The sequence below is a fragment of the Bartonella sp. B10 genome, assembly GCF_053794435.1.
This window is the reverse complement of sequence record NZ_CP200030.1, coordinates 115,341-135,226: the sequence shown is the minus strand read 5'-3', so window position 1 is coordinate 135,226 and position 19,886 is coordinate 115,341. Positions and strand designations below refer to the sequence as shown.

Below are 19,886 nucleotides of genomic sequence, written 5' to 3'. Positions count from 1 at the left end.
GGAAAGTATTGTATAGTATAGTATTTAATAGTTGTATAAGTTTAGTGAATTGCGGAAAAAACATCAATTTTTATTTTTTATGAACAGCTTTTATGTAATGCATATTTTGTAATGGTTATGTTTTGTATAGTAGCTGATATTTTTTCTTTATTTATCCAATATTATTTTAGTTTATGATGATATCAGGAACATTATTGTGCATATTTACTTCGAAAAAAATACATTCGCATTAAGGGTATTGATATTGACTTGTGGTTGTTGCTTTATTGAGCACAATGAAACGAAATAACTCTGATATGAAAAGCAAAATTATGGAAATCACAACGCATTATGATTTGTTTATTATCGGTGGAGGAATAAACGGATGTGGATTAGCGAGAGATGCAGCTGGACGCGGATTTAAAGTTGGACTAGCTGAAATGAATGATCTTGCATCGGGAACATCAAGTGCATCATCCAAGCTTATTCACGGTGGTCTTCGTTATCTTGAACACTGTGAGTTTAGACTTGTTCGCGAAGCATTAAAAGAGCGTGAAGTCATTTTGCGTATAGCTCCACATATTGTACGTCCTTTGCGTTTTATTCTTCCTTATCATAAAAAATTACGTCCTGCTTGGATGTTACGTTGTGGGCTTTTCATTTATGATTATCTCGGTGGTTGGAATCAAAGTTTATGGCGTAGCAATACAGTTAATTTTTCGAAAAAATTTTGCTCTATCCTCAAAGAGGAGTATCGTAAAGGTTTTGAATATTCTGATACAAGAGTAGATGATGCGCGTTTAGTTATTGCCAATGCACGTGATGCAGAAAAGCATGGTGCTGATATAAAGGTACAAACAAAAGTTCTTTCTCTTAAAATAGACGGAGAAAAGTGGCTTATATTGCTTCAAGATAAGCTAAGCAAAAAGGAATGTTATGTTACAGCTTCTTATGTTGCAAATATGACAGGACCTTGGATTAATAATATTCTAGCAAATTTATTGGATTGTAAAGAGTATTCACCAATACGACTTGTCAGAGGTTCTCATATTCTTATTCCTAAGATCTATACTCATGATCATGCTTATATTTTTCAAAATGATGATGGGCGTGTAATATTTTCTATTCCGTATCAAGAAAAATTTACATTGCTTGGAACAACAGACTGTGATTACCAAGGGGATCCTTCTGATGTTCATATTACAGATACAGAAATTGACTACATTTGCACAGCAGCAAGTATCTATTTTAGAGAGCCTGTATCGCGCGATAGCATTGTCTGGACTTATTCTGGTGTTCGTCCACTTTATGATGATGGGTCTTCAAAAGCGCAAGAAATAACGCGTGATTATGTTTTAAAAGAAATTGGGGTAAAAAATGCTCCACGGATCCTCAATCTTTATGGTGGTAAGATTACGACCTACCGCAAATTAGCTGAAGATGCGATGAAATTTATTGAAAAAGCACTTGGTAAAAAGGGAGCAGCGTGGACAGCTCATTCAACACTTCCAGGAGGTGATTTTCCATATAATAGGCTGGACATAATCGAAAATAAGATTGCTCATTTTATTCCGGATTTGGATTCTTTTACGTGTCGTAGACTAGCTAGATCTTATGGTTCGGAGGCTCTTATGATATTTGAAAATGGTAAGGCAGATAAAGGAAGATATTTTGGACATGGACTCTATGAAATAGAAGTAAAATGGTTAATGGAAAAAGAATGGTCAAAAACGAGTGAAGATGTGTTATGGCGTCGTTCAAAACTTGGACTTTTTTTTAATAAAAAAGAAGTCGATACTCTTTCAAATTATATGAAAAGTAAAAAAGAAATAGAACAAAATTGACGATAATTCAGCTTTTATACAGTTTGTGTTGCGCTACTATGGCATGTTTGCATGATAAGTTTAAGAACGCTGAAAGAAAATAGGCCATAATTATTTATGAATTGTGTAATGCTTTGGTATACATGTTTATCAAAATGGGGATATCTTAGATATTATGCTGGATAATACATAATTTAACATTTGAATGAGATAATATGAGTGGAGAAAAAAACATTTAGACAGGTTTCCTATAGCTATATTTTGTATTTTAACTCCAGTCGGTATATCATACATCTAGAAGCCGTTCTGTGAGGGGGTGTCTGTTTTTACTGTACTTGTTTTAGCAAAATTTTTAGTTAATTAAGAAAAAGAATTAAATGCAAGGTGTATTTTATATCGTTGATTGATGGTAAAAGATAGGACAATTTATTGATAATAAAAAAATATACATGAGCAGGACGCTAAGAAATATGAAAGTAATTCTCCTATGATGTTTTATACTCCCTCATCATCAGTAAGATTTGCAGTCGCACCAATGCTAGGTTGGACTGATCGGCATTGCAGATTTTTTTATCGTCTTTTGACAAAAAAAGCACTGCTTTATACTGAAATGGTTGTTGCAGATGCTGTAATTCATGGTGATCGTGAACAAATATTGGCTTTTAATCATAGAGAGCATCCAGTTGCTTTGCAATTAGGAGGATCAGATCCACAAAAATTGGCAGAAGCTGCACGAATTGCAGAAGATTTCGGTTATGACGAGATAAATCTTAATGTCGGTTGCCCATCAAATCGTGTTCAGGCAGGTGTATTTGGTGCCTGTTTGATGTTACATCCCAATGTTGTGGCGAGTGCTGTAGAAGCAATGAAACAAGTTGTTACTATATCTGTAACAATTAAATGTCGAGTTGGTGTGGATGAACAAGATGAGGAGTCAGCTTTAGATCTTTTAGCTAGTCAAGTTTGGAATGCTGGATGTGATGCGCTCTGGGTACATGCACGTAAAGCATGGTTACAAGGATTAAGCCCGAAAGAAAATCGTGATATTCCTCCACTTAATTATGAAAGAGTTTATAAATTAAAACATAAATATCCTAATAAATTTATTGGGATAAATGGTGGAATTAAATCTATTGATGAAATTAAAGAGCATTTAACTTTGTGCGATGGTGCTATGGTTGGCAGACAAGTTTATCATGATCCTATTTTATTGAAGCATATTGATGCTGAAATATATGGTGAGTCCAAGAACGATATTTGTGATTGTGATCTTATCGATGCTATGTGTGATTATGCTGCCCAATATATTGCATCAGGGGGAAAACTTTCTCATGTGACGCGTCATATGATTGGTTTATTTCATGGGCGGGATGGAGCGCGTCGATGGCGGCAAATATTATCTAGTGATGCAACAGGAAGAGATGCAGGAGTACATACTCTGAAAGAAGCTTTTTCTCATCTCATTTAAAAATAATTTGATCAGATAAATATACATTCAAGATTAAGTGTAATAGTTATATTGCCTTAAGAAGACATACAGGCGATCCGCGTTTGTGGATTTGGAAATAATGTTACAAAAGTGCTCATTATACACAAAAAATAGCAGGTTAATTAAATGCCAATTAAATATGAAGGTAAGTTAGGGAATTTATGATATTTCTTATATCTGTAAATTAACCAAAGTCGCCATTTTGTTAAAAAACTTACTGCACAAATGATCTTGTTAATAATATTCAGTATATTTGAAACACTTCTTTAAAAAAAAATCAAAAATTATTCACATCTTATTTATATAATAAAATTTTAATGTATATCATAGATTTAAAAAGGTATCTTCATGACTGTCAGCCCATTTGATGATTTTCGTGCTTTGCTTACAAATTTACCTGTTGCTGATGAATTTTTCGTGATTTTAGCAAAAAAAAGACAAAAAAATTTAACAAGAGTGCAAGGAACACTAGGAAAATTAGGAGATGTTGCAGTTTGGTATGCAGGATGGAGAGGCGCTGAAAAGCCCATTATAACGCGACCTTTGGTCGCTATTTTTTCTGGAAATCATGGTATCACCGATGAAAATGTTACATCATTTCCGCAGTCTATGACAAGAAAAATGGTGCAAAATTTTGCAGAAGGTAGTTCTGCTATTAATCAAATTTGCATAGCTTATGATCTTGGATTGAAGATATTTGATCTGGCACTAGAATATCCAACAATGAATATTACTAAAGATGCTGCAATGGATGAGCGCAGTGCAGCTGCTACAATGGCATTCGGGATGGAATCAATCGCTGGTGGAACAGACCTTTTATGTATAGGTGAAATGGGGATAGGTAACACAACAATAGCTTCAGCTTTATGTTTCGCGTTATTTGGTGGAGAAATTGAGGAATGGATAGAGAATAGTGCAGCATCTGAGAAGGAATTTTATCAACGTAAAATAACAGCAATTAAGACTGCAGTTTCTTTGCATCAGAATCATTTTGATGATCCTTTTGAAATTATGCGTTGCTTAGGAGGACGTGAGATTGCTGCAATGATAGGTGCTATTTTAGCTGCAAGGATGGAAAAAATACCGGTTATTTTAGATGGATTTGTAACAACAGCGGCAGCGGCAGTACTCCATAAAATGCACCCAAGTGCTCTTGATCATACCATTGTCGGTCATGTTTCTTTCGATCCAGCCCATCATAAACTTCTAGAAAAAATTGGAAAAAAACCACTTTTAAATCTTGATATGTGTTTTGGTGAGGGAACAGGTGCAGCTATAGCTGCTGGTGTTGTTAAGGCCGCTGTTTTAACTCATGCGCAAATGGCAACTTTTGAGCAAGAAGACTTTATTGTTTAAAGAAGGATATCTTTATTACAAAAAATTGAAAAAACTTTTTTGTCTGTTTATTTCTTTATGTAGCTTTATGTAATCGAGTAGCAGATCCGTTGTGTATTTAATTTGTTGTATTACAAAAGAAGATGAGATATTGCGGATAACAATTTTGACAATTAATTTTTTAATTATAGCTTAAAAAATCAAATTCTATCGTAACAATAGCAAATAGAGATTTTTGTCAAATTCATTACTAATTATACTGATAAAATTACGTAATCTTTATCTGAAATACTCATTAAAAAGAATAGAATTTTTATGCACACGCAATCCTAGTACTTGATCTGCGTTCCAATAGAAATTGGATAAGTATATTATAGCTTTTGTTCGTAAGAAGTAGAAGAAACATGATATAGATGTTGAATAAAACACTACACCAATAAGTTTCTTTCTCAAGCTTAATAATTTTTACAGTTGCTATTGTTTGATGAAGAGATAAAAATAAAATACTTTATTTATTGTATTTGAGAGTGAGCCTTTCGCCATATATTTGGTTTTTGGAAATTTGATTGCCATATTCCTTTTTTCTCTTTTTTGGCTTTTTCTTCTTCTTCAGGGTAGTCATAATAACTTACTGCCCAGCCATTTTGCACAATTGCTGCATTGATGTTGTTGATTTTCTTTGTCCTACATGTAGCTAAAATTCTATGATATTTATCTTTTTTTCTCCAGTAACATGTAACAGGTTGATGTGCTATGAGTCTTTCCAAATATTTTTTTGCTTCAAGTCCGCATGGATAACGTGTTTTCTTTGTACCGCAGAATTGGTGTATTTCCGGAGAATCAATTCCTGAGAGTCTGATCATAATAGAAGATATTACAATTGAATCACCATCAATAACCGATGCCTCACCTGTAATAGATGATCTAGAAACAAAAAAAAATTCCTGAAAGAGTGTTGGGGTACTTCTAACATAAACTGTTATAATGATTATAATGGGAGAAGCTAAAATGATAAACTTTAAATTGAATCTTCTGATATTAAAATAAGGGAATTTTTTCATAAAATTAAAAAAACACTACAACATTACCTTTGGAGTGGTAATAAAAAAGTCTTCGAATACACATAATACAAGACTTTTAGGAACAAAAAAACACGCCGATGTTCTCTCTATTTTAGAAAAAACACCCACCCCCAGAATAACAGAAAGAGAATTAACTCTTAATTATAGCAGCTGTTACCTATGTAGTCTAAATTAATTATTTAATCTTTGTCTCTTTAAATTCGACATGCTTTTTAGCAACGGGATCATATTTGCGCTTACACATCTTATCTGTCATTGTGCGGCTGTTTTTTTTTGTTACATAGAAAAAACCTGTGCCTTCAGTCGACAAAAGTTTTATCTTAACGGTTGCTGCCTTGGCCATAATGATGGATCCTATTTACATTGAAAATGGTATCACTTTGCGATCAAAATCTATTTATGATGCAATAAAATTTCCCTATGACACTACGGATGTTCTAAAAAAAGTCAAGAGCTGATTAATTTTTTCAGCGTTGGATTAGTACAAAAATGTATAAGCTTTTCTAAATAATCCACTATTGTTAGAAAATTATATGTAATCCATAAAAAAATAGACATTTCTTCTTTACATAATTTTCTAAAACCATGATAGATATTGACAGTAAAATATTACCGAGTATAGGCACTACAAGAATTCGTATCCATACAGTTGATGCAAGCTGATTTGGAATAGGAAAAAAGTGAATTCATCTGTTTAATATTTTTTCTTTAACAATTTGTTCTTATGGTAGGGCATAGATGAAAAAGGTATTGGTTGAGGTTTTGTTAATACTTCAAAGCGCAAAGTGCCGGCAAAAGGTTGTACTTCTATGAGCTTTACCTTGACTATATCACTAAGTTGGTAGCCTTTATGATTTCGTTGTCCTATAAGGGTATGGTGTACTTCATCAAAGTAATAATAATCATTTTTTAGTGTAGAAATATGTACAAAACCATCGGTATTTAGTTTTTCAAGCGAGATAAAAAGACCCGCTTTTGTAACTCCAGAAATACGACCTGTAAAAATACAGTTGATTTTGTTCATTAAATAGTGTGCAACAAGTCTATCAATCGTTTCTCTCTCAGCTATCATTGCACGGCGCTCATATAAGGAAATTTGCGTAGCTATTTCTGCAAGATTTTGTTCTGGTGCATCTATTACGTGATCATTTCCTAACTTCAATGCTTTGATAAGAGCGCGGTGAATAATAAGATCAGCATAACGACGAATCGGTGATGTAAAATGTGTATAACTATGTAGATTCAAACCAAAATGGCCAATATTTTTAGGATTGTACTCAGCTTGAGATTGCGAGCGCAGAATAACTTGATTGACTAATTCTTGTTGTTTGGTATTGGCAACTTTTGATAATATGCTGTTCAGGTGTGCTGATGTAAGATCTTCTCCTTTAGCAAGTGATATTCCTAAACTTCGAAGAAAATTCCTCAATACTTCCTGTTTTGCAAAAGAAGGTTTATCATGAATGCGAAAAATGAATGGCTGGCGGTGTTCTTTTAATGTTTCAGAAGCTGCAATGTTGGCTTGTATCATGAATTCTTCAATTAAACGATGTGCTTCTAGATGTGATTGTATCACAACGTCTGTGATGCATCCATTTTTATCAAGAATTACCTTTTTTTCTGCTATTTCTAATTCTAATGGTTGTCGACGATCACGTGCTGTTTTTAGAATACCATATGCTTCCCATAATGGATGCAAGACACTTTCGAGTAAGGGAGCTGTTTTTTTATTTGGATTTCCTTCAATTGCAGATTGTGTTTCTTGGTAAGATAGTTTTGCTACCACACGCATCATAATACGATGAAAACTATGTTGTTGTTTGTTGCCACTTGCATCAAAGACCATACGAACAGCTAAAGCTGCTCTATCTTGTCCTTCACAAAGAGAGCATAAATCATTAGAAATACGTTCTGGTAGCATTGGCACAACGTAACCAGGAAAATAAACAGAGTTTCCTCGTTTCATGGCTTCTTTATCTAAAGCGCTTCCTGTTTTGATATAGTAAGAAACATCTGCAATGGCGACGATAATAATCCATCCTCCATTGTTTGCAGGATCTTGATCCTTTGTTGCATAAACTGCATCGTCATGATCTTTTGCATCTGATGGATCAATTGTGACAAGCGGTAATTGACGCCAATCTTCTCGATCATCTAGGCTTGCTGGTTTTATATTTGCAGCTTGCTCAAGAACATCTTCAGGAAAAATATAAGGAATTTCTTTTGAAAGAAGAGAAATTATTGATAGCATTTTTTCACTATCAATATGTCCTAAAACATTCTTTATTTTTGCTTTATGATACCTATTATCAGTATTTTTTTTAATTTCTACTTCAATGAGGTCACCAGATTTTATTTTTATTTCATGAGATTTATCAACAATCAGTTTGTTTATTTTATAATCTATAGGATCAAGATGCCATTGGCCATTTTCTAATTTTCTTGCTATGCCAAATGTAGTACTCTGTTGAGGCTTGTCAATTTTACGAATAATTCGCCCTGTATAAGAAGGGTTTTGAGGAGATTTACTTTGAACAATTTTTACAAGAACATTGTCTCCAATACCAATAATTGCCCCTTTTATACGATGAGTAGGAAGTATTTTAATATTAGGCTTTGGATTATTTTCCCACTCAAGGGGCTGTGCAATAAAACCTCCACATTCATCGCACGCGCTGATTCGCACTAAGGAAACCAGAGGTAACTTCCCTTTATTTGTTATTTTTTTACGTTGTTTCACTAGTAGTTTATCATTTTTTAGATCACGTAATATACCCCTTAACCAAATATAAGAATCGCCTTTTAAATTAAAGGCTTTGGCAATTTCACGCTTGCTTGATTTGTGAGGATTATCATTAATGAAAGAAAGAATGTCTGCCTTTTTAGGAAGTTGTTCCATATTAACCGATTGAAAATATTTTATTTTTTTACCTTTAACCAAAATTTATTTCTCTTTTTTTTGAGAAGAAGCTTTTTTCACGGTTGTTTTTTTACTGGATGCTTTAGCTGATATAAGTTCTAATGCTTCCATAAGTGTTACATTAATTGGATCTTTATCTTTTGGTAATGTTGCATTAATTTTACCCCAATTGATATATGGGCCATAACGTCCATCACGTACAGTAACTAAGCCACCATCTGGGTGGTTTCCTAATGTTACTAGTGCCGTGGGCGCTTTTTTACCTTGTTTGGTTTTATTTTCTTGTTTTTCAGATAAAACTATAACAGCGCGATTGATGCCAATATCGAAAACTTCATCTGGATGGGAAAGGGGAGCATATTTTCCATCATGAGAAAGATAAGGGCCATATCGTCCAATTGCGGCTATAATAATTTTGCCTGTTTCAGGATGCATTCCAATTTCACGAGGTAAGGATAGTAAAGCTAAAGCTTTATCAAAAGTAATATTTTCTGTTTGCCATTCTTTTGGCAATCCCACACGCTTAATCTCTTTATTTTCACCAAGCTGAATATATGGTCCAAAGCGACCATTGCGTAAAGAGACATCTTTACCTGTTTCCGGATCCACACCAAGTATAACAGGTTCATCATTACGTGCGGCTTTATTTTCTTCTCCTGTATCTGTACCGAGTTGGCGTGTATATTTACATTCAGGATAATTGGAACAGCCAACAAATGCACCATAACGACCTAATTTTAATGATAATTGGCCATTGATACAAAAAGGACAGGATCTAACATCGCTTCCATCTTCACGTATAGGAAACGCAAGGGGCGCTAACGTTACATTCAAAGTCTCTAGAACATTTGTTATTCGCAATTCTTGAATATTTGTGATGGATGCATTGAATTCATCCCAAAAATCACGCAAAACTTCTTTCCAAGATAATTTGCCATCCGATATAAGATCTAATTTTTCCTCAAGGTTTGCTGTAAAATCATATTCCACATAGCGATTAAAGAAGTTTTCAAGAAAAGCCGTAACGATACGTCCTTTAACATCAGGAATAAGTTTTCGTTTATCAATTACGATGTATCCACGATCACAAAGTGTCGCCAATGTGGATGCATAGGTTGAAGGTCGGCCAATTCCTAATTCTTCAAGCTTTTTAATTAATGAAGCTTCAGAATAACGGGGAGGGGGTTCCGTAGTATGTTGTATAGCTTCAACTTTTTCTTTTGTAAGTGCTTCGCCAGTGTTTATCTGTGGTAGATGTGTTGATTCATTGTCTTTCTCATCTTGTTGATCGGTATAGACAGAAGTAAAACCATCAAAACGAGTAACAGAACCTGTTGCGCGTAAATTTGCGCGGTTTTCTCCTTGTAGTGCTTCAATTTCAACTGTTGTACGTTCAATTTCAGCAGAACGCATTTGGCTAGCAATAGCGCGTTTCCATATCAATTCATAGAGTTTTGCTTGATCACCATCAAGAAAATTACATACTTGATTTGGAAGTCGTTGAAAATCTGTCGGACGGATCGCCTCATGTGACTCTTGTGCATTTTTTGCTTTTGTTGAATAGAAACGTGGTTTTTCAGGAACATAATTACTGCCGAAAGATTCATTAATTACTTGTCGTGCTGAATCAATAGCTTCTGGTGCTATTTGCACGCCATCAGTACGCATATAGGTAATAAGTCCGGCCATTTCACCGTTAATCTCAATACCTTCATACAGTTTTTGAGCAATTTGCATTGTGCGAGAAGCCGAAAAACCTAGTTTTGAAGAAGCTGCTTGCTGTAAAGTAGAGGTTGTAAATGGAGGAAAAGGATTTCTCTTTGTGGACTTCGCTTCGACGCTTAAAGTGCGATATTTTGCTTCCTCTAACATCAGGCAAATTTGATTTGCTTGTTCTTGGGATTTAATATCAAGTTTACCAATCTTTTTTTGATTAAATGTTGTTAATTTTGCATAAAAACCATCATTTTGGATGGTTTTTAGATGTGTTATAATAGACCAATAATCTTCTTTAATAAAATGTTCTATTTCTAATTCACGGTTACAAATAATACGTAAAGCAACTGATTGAACACGACCAGCTGAGCGTGCACCAGGGAGTTTACGCCATAAAACAGGTGATAGTGTAAAACCAACTAGATAATCGAGAGCGCGACGCGCAAGGTAGGCATCTACGAGTGATGTATCAATATCACGCGGATTATTCATAGCATCAAGAACAGATTTTTTGGTGATTGCATTGAATACAACCCGTTTAACAGGCTTACCATTTAAAACTTTTTTTTGACTAAGAATATCCAAAATATGCCATGAAATAGCTTCTCCTTCACGATCAGGGTCTGTTGCTAAAATTAGGCTATCAGCTTCTTTGACAGCTTTTGCTATTTCATTCAAACGTTTAGCAGCAGCAGTATCGACATCCCATTTCATAGAAAAGTCTTTATCAGGTAAAACAGAACCATCTTTTGCAGATAAATCACGGACATGTCCAAATGATGCAACTACTTTATATTGAGATCCAAGATATTTGTTAATTGTTTTTGCTTTAGCTGGAGATTCAACGATAACGATATTCATAATTTTACCCGAATGTTGAAATAAAAATTCTTTTTATAAACCCCTTTCGTAGGAATAGCTAATGGCAATTGGTTAAGAGGATGTAAAAAACATTATATTATACAACTTTTGATTGTTATTATTAAAGTGCACCCTATATAAGTAGTAAGACTTATTTTGTATAGTTAATATAAAAGCATACGGCGAAATACTAAGATAACGTCTATTGAGAGATGGGGGAGGGAATGCTCGAGGATAGAAGATTATGTTTATAAATCATTTAAAAGTTATCCAATATATCACAGACATGTCAAAACAAATGAATCAGATGGCACGTCAAGCTCGTAGTCCATTCTTAGCGTTACTTTTAGATATGGCAGCCAAAGAAGGGCAAAGTATTATTAATAGTGCTGAGGCTCTTGGGGAAGATCCAAATTCGACAATGACACATAACCGCCAGAGTGTCGAATAAGTTTTCCAGCAAGGTCAAGTTCAACCAGCAAAAGGTAGAGGTTTTGCAACGAGACTCCTGAGTGACTGCTCAGTGTATCTAAATCAATCGGGGTTGTCGAGAGAGCTGAGAGAACAGCAGCACGCTCTGCGTCATCTCCGATTAAATGAACGGGCAAATTTGTTGCGTCAAGTGGATTCAGACTTTCCTGTTGAAATTGAGAAAATGTTGATTCTTCAAAAAAATCAAGTTGCGGACTGACGGTAGTTGGAATTAATGGTGTGAGTGTTTCTACGATATCAGAGGGGTGTGTAGTTAATAGAGCACCGTCTTTTATGAGGTTGTTTGTACCAACTGATCTTGGATCAAGTGGAGAACCGGGAATGCAAAAAACCAATCGTCCCATTTCGGCAGCTTGACGTGCTGTAATTAATGACCCCGATCGCATAGTAGCTTCTACAACTAAGAGGCCGAGCGATAGACCTGCAATAATACGGTTTCTTCTTGGAAAATCAATAGCGCGTGGTTTCCAAGAAATGGGCATTTCACTAACAATTGCCCCGCCATTTGCAATAATATCATCATACAGTTTTTTGTTTTCAGAGGGATAAATATGATCAATTCCACCGGCCATAACTGCAACTGTGCCTGTGAGCAAACTTGCTTGGTGAGCAATACTATCAATTCCACGAGCCAATCCAGAAATAATGGTAAATCCAGAATTACCAAGAAAATTAGCGAATTGAGCAGCTAATTTTTTTCCAGCTGCTGAAGCGTTTCTGGAACCAACAACCCCAATAGAAGGCTTTTGAAAAGCTGAAAAATTTCCTTTTATAGAAATAAGCGGTGGTGATGCTTCTATTGTTTTAAGAAACGCTGGATAATTGGGTTCTCCTAGACAAACAAATTGAACACCTAACCTTTCAGCTTTTTGCATTTCTTTTTCAGCATCTTCTAGTGTAGCTATTCGGATAGGTGCACAAAGACCACCCTTTCTACTAAGCTCAGGAAGAGCATCTAGAGCATTTTCTGCTGTTTTATAATGATCAATTAAATTACGAAAACTAACCGCTCCGACATTTTCACTACGCAATAACCGTAACCAGTTTAAACGTTGACGATCCGTTAGCGGAATTCCTTTATTTATTTTTGTTTTGATTGCCAATTCTACTTTCTTTTCCAGCTAATAATCTAGTGATATTTGTATGATGTTTTATAATCACAAGCATGCTCATTACGAGTGATATATAACAAACATAGAGGTAAGGATAGGAAAAATAAATAAATATTGGGGTAATAATAACAGAAACAAGTGCGGATAATGAAGAGTAGCGTGTAAGAAAAAAAATCACTATCCACGCAATAACAAACACAATTGCTGCTAACCAGTAGAAGCCTAGGCACACGCCTAAGTAAGTAGCAACTCCTTTTCCACCTTTAAACTTAAGCCATATTGGAAAAAGATGTCCTAAAAAAGCAAAAAAACCAGCTAAAACAACGATATTATCATTCTCTACTGGATAGTTTAAGAATTGTACAACAAGAATAACAAAAGTTCCTTTTAGTGTATCAGACAAAAGAGTAAAAGCAGCAACCTTTTTATTTCCTGCTCGCAAAACATTTGTAGCTCCAATATTTCCTGAACCAATCTTTCTTATATCACCAAGTTGAGCCAATTGTGTAAAAAGAAGTCCAAACGGGATAGATCCAATGAGATAGGATATCAAGAAGATAAACAATGTATAAAATTGAAAAAATATTTCTATTTCCATATTTACAATTCTCATTAATTTTGTTGCTCAAGCTTAAAAACTGATTGTCCTTTAACAAAAGTTTGTAACACTCGTCCTTGAAATCGTGCCTGTTCAAAAGGTGTATTTTTTGAACGTGAATAAAGTTTATCTTTAGATACGATCCATGGTTCATCAAGATCAACCAAAATAAGGTCTGCATGGGCACCTTTTTTAAGTGTTCCGGCATCGAGTCCAAAAAGTTTTGCGGGTGCAGTTGATAACAGTTCAGTTAATCGTAGCAGAGATATAGTTTCATTATGATAAAGGCGTAAAGCTGCACCCAATAAAGTTTCCATGCCAACGGCACCGGTAGCTGCATCATCAAATGGTAAATTTTTTTTATCAACATCCTGCGGATCATGGGAAGAAACGATAATATCTACTGTTCCATCTTTTATTGCTTCAATCATTGCTATGCGATCTTCTTCCGTACGCAATGGGGGCATTAAACGAAAAGGTGTTCGATATTCACCAATATCATTTTCATTAAGAGACAAGTGATTAATGGATACACCAGCTGAAATTTTCGCATTATGTTCTTTGCCAAAGCGAATGGCATCAGCAGACATAGCCGTTGATATTTGTGCAGCGTGATAGCGTGTTTTTGTTAATATGGCTAATCGCAGATCTCTCTCAAGTGGGATGACTTCTGCTTCGCGAGGTATTCCAGAAAGTCCAAGCCAACTTGCTAGTAAACCTTCATTCATAACACCTTGCCCTATTAAATCCTTGTCTTGTGTTTCATGTATCAGTGTAACATTGAAATCGCACGCATATGCCATTGCACGCCGCATAACAGATGAACTTTGGATTGTTTTTTTTCCTTCACTGAAGGCAATTGCTCCTGCATCCTTTAATAAGCCAAATTCCGCTATCTCTCGTCCATTAAAACCTTGGGTAATGTTAGCAACGGGATAAATATTTATTAATGACGTTTCTTGTATTGTACGCGTGATAAACTTGACAATTGCTACATTATCAATGATTGGATGGGTGTCTGGCATAAGAAGAAAGGACGTAATTCCACCTGCTGCTGCTGATTTGCTTGTTGACGCAATTGTTTCATGGTGTTCATCTTCTAATTCTTGAACAAAGACGCGAGCATCAACAAGTCCAGGTAAAATTGCTTTATTTTGTGCATTAATTATCTCTGCTCCTTCAGGAAATCCTTGATTTAGAGAGTCTTTCCCAGCAGTTGTAATCAATCCATTTTCAACAATAACTGTACCGATTTCATCGACTGTACGTGAAGGATCAATAATACGAGCATTTTGAAAAACTATTGGTTTCGTCATTTTTTTTCTCCACTTGCGTTAAGGCGCGAATCCAATAAGGCGTCCATGACGGCCATACGAACGGCGATCCCCATCTCTACTTGTGTGTGAATGACACTTTGTGGTCCATCTGCTACGTCAGATGCAATTTCTATGCCACGGTTTATCGGACCAGGGTGTAGAATGATGCAATCTTTTTTGGCATAAGATAAATTTTCTTTATGTAAACCAAAATAATGAAAATATTCACGAATAGAAGGAATAAAAGAACCTGTCATACGTTCATGTTGCAGGCGAAGCATCATGATAACATCAACATCTTTTAGTCCTTCTTTCATCGTGTTAAAAACTTCAACGCCCATGTTTGCAATGCCTGTAGGCAAAAGTGTTGAAGGAGCGATGGCACGAACGCGTGCTCCCAAAGTGTTAAGACAAAGGATATTGGAACGTGCGACGCGTGAATGTAAGATATCACCACAAATTGCAACTGTTAATCCTTCAATACGGCCTTTTGTTTTTTTAATGGTCAGAGCATCTAGCAAAGCCTGTGTTGGATGTTCATGGGCTCCATCACCTGCATTAATAACGCAACAATTAACTTTTTTGGCTAACAAAGCTGCTGCTCCAGCGCAATTATGACGAATGACTAATATATCTGGTTTCATTGCATTAAGGGTTGTTGCTGTATCAATTAATGTTTCTCCCTTTTTTACAGATGAATTGCCAATAGACATACTCATTACATCTGCTCCTAATCGTTTACCAGCTAATTCAAACGAAGATTGTGTTCGGGTAGAAGCTTCAAAGAAGAGGTTAATTTGGGTGCGCCCATGCAAAGTAGATCTTTTTTTATCAATTCCTTTAGAGAGGATAACATTATTGTTTGCACGATCAAGTAATGTGGTAAGGTCTTGCAAACTCAGACCTTTAATACCTAAAAGATGTTGGTAGGGGAAAATGGAAAAAAAAGTGTTTTGAGTCATAGCATTCTTTTCTATCTCTTTTTAAAAAGAGATTAAACAGGTAGTTGTTTGAATGTAATAAATGTTTTTTAACCGCAAAAAAACAAATAGTCTATGATATGGATAATTGGAATAATAGGAATATGCCTATGAGCGCTGTGTCTATGCAAAATGCCCGAAAAAAAAATACATTTCTTAGTGATACACTTATGTTTCGTATTGCTTCTACTTTGCCTACATTTTTATTAGCAAGTTTTGAAGAAATGGGAGATTTTGTAGCTAGTCAGGAAGCACAGGATCTTTCTTATTTTGCGAATCATTATCGACCGGTATTGCGATACAATGACGAATGGGGGCGAATAACGGAACGATTAGAGCTACATTCCTCTTACCAAGCACTTCAACAACATTCTAGACAGGCTGGTTTAGCTACTTCATTATGGGAAAATACAACCTCAGAAAATGGAGTACGCTATCAAGCGCGTGCTATTCGCTTAGCTTTATCTGCTAGTTTAGAAACGGGACATTTGAATGAGATTATTATAACAAGCGCTGCCATTGCGGTGTTAATTGGTGATACTGAGCTATTCGGAAAATGGCAAAATGTACTTTTATCACGTCAATATGATTTATCATCGAATCCTATTAATAACAAAAGGGCAGCTTCACTTACTTGTGCTTTTGATGATGTTGAGAAACATGAAAAATACTCTGTAAATTTTCCAAATATCCAGAAAGTTTCTTTTGATGAGAAGATGGGACGTGATCTGTATCGTTTGAATGTTGTAAAAACCAATGTTATTAATCCTATTGTGGATGGATACCTTGTTAGCGCTGAGTTAGATGGCCATTTGAGCTGCTTTTTAGTCCCTAGAATGCGAGAAAACAGTACATTGAATGGTATATCAGTTCGTCATTTGATAAAACGTTCTGGAGAATTTTCAACACCAGAAGGTGTTATCGATTTTCAAGGCAGTTTCGGTTGGCTTTTAGGTAATGCTGGAGAGGGTACTAAGGTAATAAAAGATATTGAAACTATGATGCGCTTCGATCAATCTGTAATATCAGCTGGTGTTTTGCGGGCAGCACTTCAATTTGGTATAGATTTTTTTCGACAAAAAAATCCGAATCAATCTTTACCACCATTGACAGAACGTATTTTTGCAGATGTTGCACTTGACATTGCTGCTTCACAAGCATTGGTTTTGCGTTTAGCGCGAGCATTTGATAATGCTGCAAATGATCGTTCAGAAGCTGCATTTGCACGAATCATGACACCTATTATCGCTTACCATGTGAGCCAGTTAGTTGTTCCCATTATCGGAGAAATTATTTCACAGCTTGGCATTGAAAGCTTCATAGAAAGTAATCCATTATCGCAAATGTTACGTGATGGACCTGCGCGAGTTATTAGGAATAGTTCTGCTAATCAATTGGTAAAAGATGCAATTCTCATAGCTAAGAAAGCGCCTGGATTATTTCAAAAATTATTGGAAAAAATTGCAACTGACATTGGTCCAGCAGGGTCACGTGCAATTGAAATTATTAAGTCTGCTGCAGATATGGCGTTGACAAATGAAGCAGCTGGTAGATTTTTTGTTGAACAGGTGGCATATGCAGCTGCATCTGCGTCATTGCATCATGTAGACATAGAGCATGTAGCAAATGCCTATATGGAAAGCCGTCTTGGAGGACAATGGAGGTCTTCTTATGGTATGCTGATCGCACGATATAATGCAGGACACTTACTAAATACTCTTTATCCTTCTATTTGATGCATAGCCTTAATTCTATTGAGGGCACCCTGTAATATGAAAGCAGCTGCAGCAGAATCAATACGCTTTGCTCTTTTAGCACGTGATACATCCATCTCTAGAAGGTAACGTTGTGCAGCAATCGTCGATAGACGTTCATCCCAAAAGACAAATGGAATTTTTGTATACAATGCCATGTTGCTTACAAAAGCTCTAGTTGCTTGGGCGCGAGGACCGATACTCCCGTTCATGTTAAGAGGAAAGCCGACAATAGCAACCCCCACATTTTCATTTTCAAAAATTTTTATAAGTGTGTGAGCATCTACTGTAAATTTTTTTCTTTTAAGTACAGGACGTGGATTTGAAAAAGTTAGACTAATATCAGAAACAGCGACTCCAATAGTTTTTGTGCCCAAGTCTAAGCTGGCTATCGTTTGCCTAGGTAAAAGATGTGTAGTAATTTCGTCTATGCTAATAATGGTCATATAGTATATTTAATATTTCAGGTTCGTATCTATATTTTTATTTGATATATCAATATTTTTGTGCTTGCAAACACAGCCTTGTATAGTCACAATATGAATAAGTGAATATTAAGAAAAAAAGCAGAAAGGCGTAACATGTCTGTTGATAAAGAAACAGTCAAGCGGGTTGCACATTTAGCGCGCATTGCTGTCCATGATGACGAAGCAGAACGTGTAGCTAAAGAGCTCAATGTTATTTTAGGTTTTGTAGAGCAACTTAGTGAAGTTGATGTTAGTGGGATTATACCGTTAACATCAGTGATGCCTATAACTTTACGAATGCGTGAAGATAGTGTTACAGATGGTAACAAAGTGACAGATATTATTGCAAATGCGCCTGTTACAGAAGAAAATTTTTTTCTTGTCTCAAAAATTGTTGAGTAATTTTTTATATTTTTAAAATTTGAGAATTAATATGACCGATTTAACAACTCTAACAATTGCACAAGCTCGTAATGCTTTAACAAAAAAAGATTTTAAAGCAATTGAATTAACAGAGGCTTATTTAAAAGCAATTGAATTGGCTAATCCTATTTTAAATGCCTATGTGGCGATAGTAGCAGATCATGCAATAAAAATGGCTACTGAATCAGATCAGCGTTTAGCTAAAGGACAAGGTGGCGTTTTAGAAGGAATTCCTTTAGGAATTAAGGATCTTTTTGCAACACAAGGTATTCATACTCAGGCTTGTTCGCATATCCTTGATGGTTTTAAACCACAATATGAATCAACTGTAACTGCTAATTTATGGCGAGATGGGGCAGTCATGTTGGGTAAACTTAATATGGATGAGTTTGCCATGGGATCCTCTAATGAAACGTCATATTATGGTCCGGTTGTTAGCCCTTGGAGGAGAAAAGGATCCGATGCAAAAATTGTGCCAGGTGGTTCTTCAGGAGGTTCTGCAGCTGCTGTTGCAGCATGGCTTTGCGCTGGTGCAACCGCTACAGATACTGGCGGATCTATACGTCAGCCAGCAGCATTCACGGGTACCGTAGGTATAAAGCCAACTTATGGTCGTTGTTCACGATGGGGGATTGTAGCTTTTGCTTCATCTCTTGATCAGGCTGGACCAATAGGACGAGATGTTCGTGATTGTGCTATTTTACTTAAATCAATGGCTTCTTTTGATGAAAAAGATTCTACTTCAGTTAATTTACCAATACCAGATTATGAAAATTATATAGGTCAATCAATTAAAGGAATGAAAATTGGTATTCCAAAAGAATATTACCTTGAAGGAATGTCTACAGAAATTATTGAGCTTTGGCAAAAAGGAGTAAATTGGTTAAAAGAGGCCGGGGCTGAGGTCAGTGATATTTCATTACCTCATACGAAATATTCTTTACCTGCTTATTACATTGTGGCTCCTGCAGAAGCATCTTCTAATTTAGCACGCTATGATGGCGTTCGTTTTGGTCTTCGTATGCCGGGAAAAGATATTACTGAAATGTATGAAAATACTCGTTCAACTGGTTTTGGTAATGAAGTAAAACGGCGTCTTTTGATTGGTACTTATGTTCTTTCGTCAGGATATTACGATGCTTATTATCTTAGAGCTCAAAAAGTAAGAACATTAGTAAAGCGTGATTTTGATCAATGTTTTGCTTCTGGTATTGATGCTATTCTCACGCCTGCAACTCCAACATCGGCTTTTGGCATTGCTGATCAAAAAATAAAAAACGATACTGTTGCAATGTATCTCAACGATATTTTTACTGTACCAGTGAATATGGCTGGTTTACCAGGAATTTCTGTTCCTGCCGGTTTATCCTCAAATGGTTTGCCGCTAGGATTACAATTAATTGGTAAACCTTTTGCTGAAGAAGTAATTTTTAAGATAGCCTACGTGATAGAACAAGCAGCAGGAACGTTTCATGCTGAAAAGTGGTGGATAGACAACAATAAATCCTGAAGAAAATTCAAATCTTGTAAACAAATTTG

Annotated in this window: 16 protein-coding genes; 7 read left to right on the top strand and 9 right to left on the bottom strand. The window is 35.7% G+C overall.

Annotated features, from left to right (window positions below; translation table 11 throughout):
* Nucleotides 1-296: 296 nt before the first annotated feature.
* The 3 genes from glpD (at nucleotide 297) to cobT (ending at nucleotide 4,647) form a co-directional block, all read left to right on the top strand.
* Nucleotides 297-1,823 (top strand): glycerol-3-phosphate dehydrogenase, encoded by a 1,527-nt coding sequence (glpD, locus tag V3565_RS00600; protein ID WP_455478890.1) that lies wholly within the window; start codon nucleotides 297-299, stop codon nucleotides 1,821-1,823.
* A gap of 466 nt (nucleotides 1,824-2,289) precedes the next feature.
* Nucleotides 2,290-3,270 carry a tRNA dihydrouridine(20/20a) synthase DusA gene (gene dusA, locus V3565_RS00595; RefSeq protein ID WP_455478415.1) on the top strand — a complete coding sequence of 327 codons (981 nt, stop codon included), beginning with the start codon at nucleotides 2,290-2,292 and terminating at the stop codon, nucleotides 3,268-3,270.
* Between the two features lie 369 nt (nucleotides 3,271-3,639).
* Complete coding sequence (gene cobT / locus V3565_RS00590; RefSeq protein ID WP_455478414.1) at nucleotides 3,640-4,647, top strand: nicotinate-nucleotide--dimethylbenzimidazole phosphoribosyltransferase; 1,008 nt, start codon at nucleotides 3,640-3,642, stop codon at nucleotides 4,645-4,647.
* 491 nt (nucleotides 4,648-5,138) lie between these two features.
* Here the strand turns inward: cobT and V3565_RS00585 are convergent, their stop codons facing one another.
* From V3565_RS00585 to topA, 4 genes are all read right to left on the bottom strand, one after another.
* On the bottom strand, nucleotides 5,139-5,687 hold the full coding sequence (locus V3565_RS00585) for a thermonuclease family protein (protein ID WP_455478413.1): 549 nt from the start codon (nucleotides 5,685-5,687) through the stop codon (nucleotides 5,139-5,141).
* A 196-nt stretch (nucleotides 5,688-5,883) separates the two neighbouring features.
* On the bottom strand, nucleotides 5,884-6,051 hold the full coding sequence (gene rpmG, locus V3565_RS00580; protein WP_455478412.1) for a 50S ribosomal protein L33: 168 nt from the start codon (nucleotides 6,049-6,051) through the stop codon (nucleotides 5,884-5,886).
* Between the two features lie 351 nt (nucleotides 6,052-6,402).
* Nucleotides 6,403-8,649, bottom strand: coding sequence for a ribonuclease R (gene rnr, locus V3565_RS00575; protein ID WP_455478411.1), 2,247 nt, complete (start codon nucleotides 8,647-8,649; stop codon nucleotides 6,403-6,405).
* A gap of 3 nt (nucleotides 8,650-8,652) precedes the next feature.
* A complete protein-coding gene (gene topA, locus V3565_RS00570; RefSeq protein WP_455478410.1) occupies nucleotides 8,653-11,205 on the bottom strand; it encodes a type I DNA topoisomerase in 2,553 nt (850 codons plus the stop codon).
* 244 nt (nucleotides 11,206-11,449) lie between these two features.
* Between topA and V3565_RS00565 the strand changes: the two genes are divergently transcribed.
* Nucleotides 11,450-11,656 carry a hypothetical protein gene (locus V3565_RS00565; RefSeq protein WP_455478409.1) on the top strand — a complete coding sequence of 69 codons (207 nt, stop codon included), beginning with the start codon at nucleotides 11,450-11,452 and terminating at the stop codon, nucleotides 11,654-11,656.
* Here the strand turns inward: V3565_RS00565 and dprA are convergent.
* Genes dprA through V3565_RS00545 form a run of 4 tightly spaced genes read right to left on the bottom strand, consistent with a single transcriptional unit; the run spans nucleotide 11,586 to nucleotide 15,685 of the window.
* A complete protein-coding gene (gene dprA / locus V3565_RS00560; RefSeq protein ID WP_455478408.1) occupies nucleotides 11,586-12,800 on the bottom strand; it encodes a DNA-processing protein DprA in 1,215 nt (404 codons plus the stop codon). The genes V3565_RS00565 and dprA overlap by 71 nt on opposite strands.
* Nucleotides 12,775-13,407 carry a glycerol-3-phosphate 1-O-acyltransferase PlsY gene (gene plsY / locus V3565_RS00555; protein ID WP_455478407.1) on the bottom strand — a complete coding sequence of 211 codons (633 nt, stop codon included), beginning with the start codon at nucleotides 13,405-13,407 and terminating at the stop codon, nucleotides 12,775-12,777. Before plsY ends, dprA begins: the two co-directional genes overlap by 26 nt.
* 14 nt (nucleotides 13,408-13,421) lie before the next feature.
* Nucleotides 13,422-14,723 (bottom strand): dihydroorotase, encoded by a 1,302-nt coding sequence (locus V3565_RS00550; protein WP_455478406.1) that lies wholly within the window; start codon nucleotides 14,721-14,723, stop codon nucleotides 13,422-13,424.
* Nucleotides 14,720-15,685, bottom strand: a complete 966-nt coding sequence (locus V3565_RS00545) for an aspartate carbamoyltransferase catalytic subunit (protein ID WP_455478405.1) — start codon at nucleotides 15,683-15,685, stop codon at nucleotides 14,720-14,722. The genes V3565_RS00550 and V3565_RS00545 overlap by 4 nt, the downstream gene beginning before the upstream one ends.
* Before the next feature lie 128 nt (nucleotides 15,686-15,813).
* Between V3565_RS00545 and V3565_RS00540 the strand changes: the two genes are divergently transcribed.
* Nucleotides 15,814-17,439, top strand: coding sequence for an acyl-CoA dehydrogenase family protein (locus V3565_RS00540; RefSeq protein WP_455478404.1), 1,626 nt, complete (start codon nucleotides 15,814-15,816; stop codon nucleotides 17,437-17,439).
* On the opposite strand, the gene ruvX is transcribed toward V3565_RS00540, so the two are convergent.
* Nucleotides 17,424-17,903: a Holliday junction resolvase RuvX gene (gene ruvX, locus V3565_RS00535; RefSeq protein ID WP_455478403.1), complete on the bottom strand. Its 480-nt coding sequence runs from the start codon at nucleotides 17,901-17,903 to the stop codon at nucleotides 17,424-17,426. The two genes, V3565_RS00540 and ruvX, sit on opposite strands and share 16 nt — an antisense overlap.
* A gap of 135 nt (nucleotides 17,904-18,038) precedes the next feature.
* Here ruvX and gatC point away from each other — a divergent pair, with 135 nt between their 5' ends.
* Together gatC and gatA are read left to right on the top strand one after the other, a co-directional pair.
* Entirely contained in the window at nucleotides 18,039-18,326 is a 288-nt protein-coding gene (gatC, locus tag V3565_RS00530) for an Asp-tRNA(Asn)/Glu-tRNA(Gln) amidotransferase subunit GatC (RefSeq protein WP_455478402.1), read from the top strand.
* Nucleotides 18,327-18,357: 31 nt separating this feature from the next.
* Entirely contained in the window at nucleotides 18,358-19,857 is a 1,500-nt protein-coding gene (gatA, locus tag V3565_RS00525) for an Asp-tRNA(Asn)/Glu-tRNA(Gln) amidotransferase subunit GatA (RefSeq protein WP_455478401.1), read from the top strand.
* Nucleotides 19,858-19,886 lie beyond the last annotated feature (29 nt).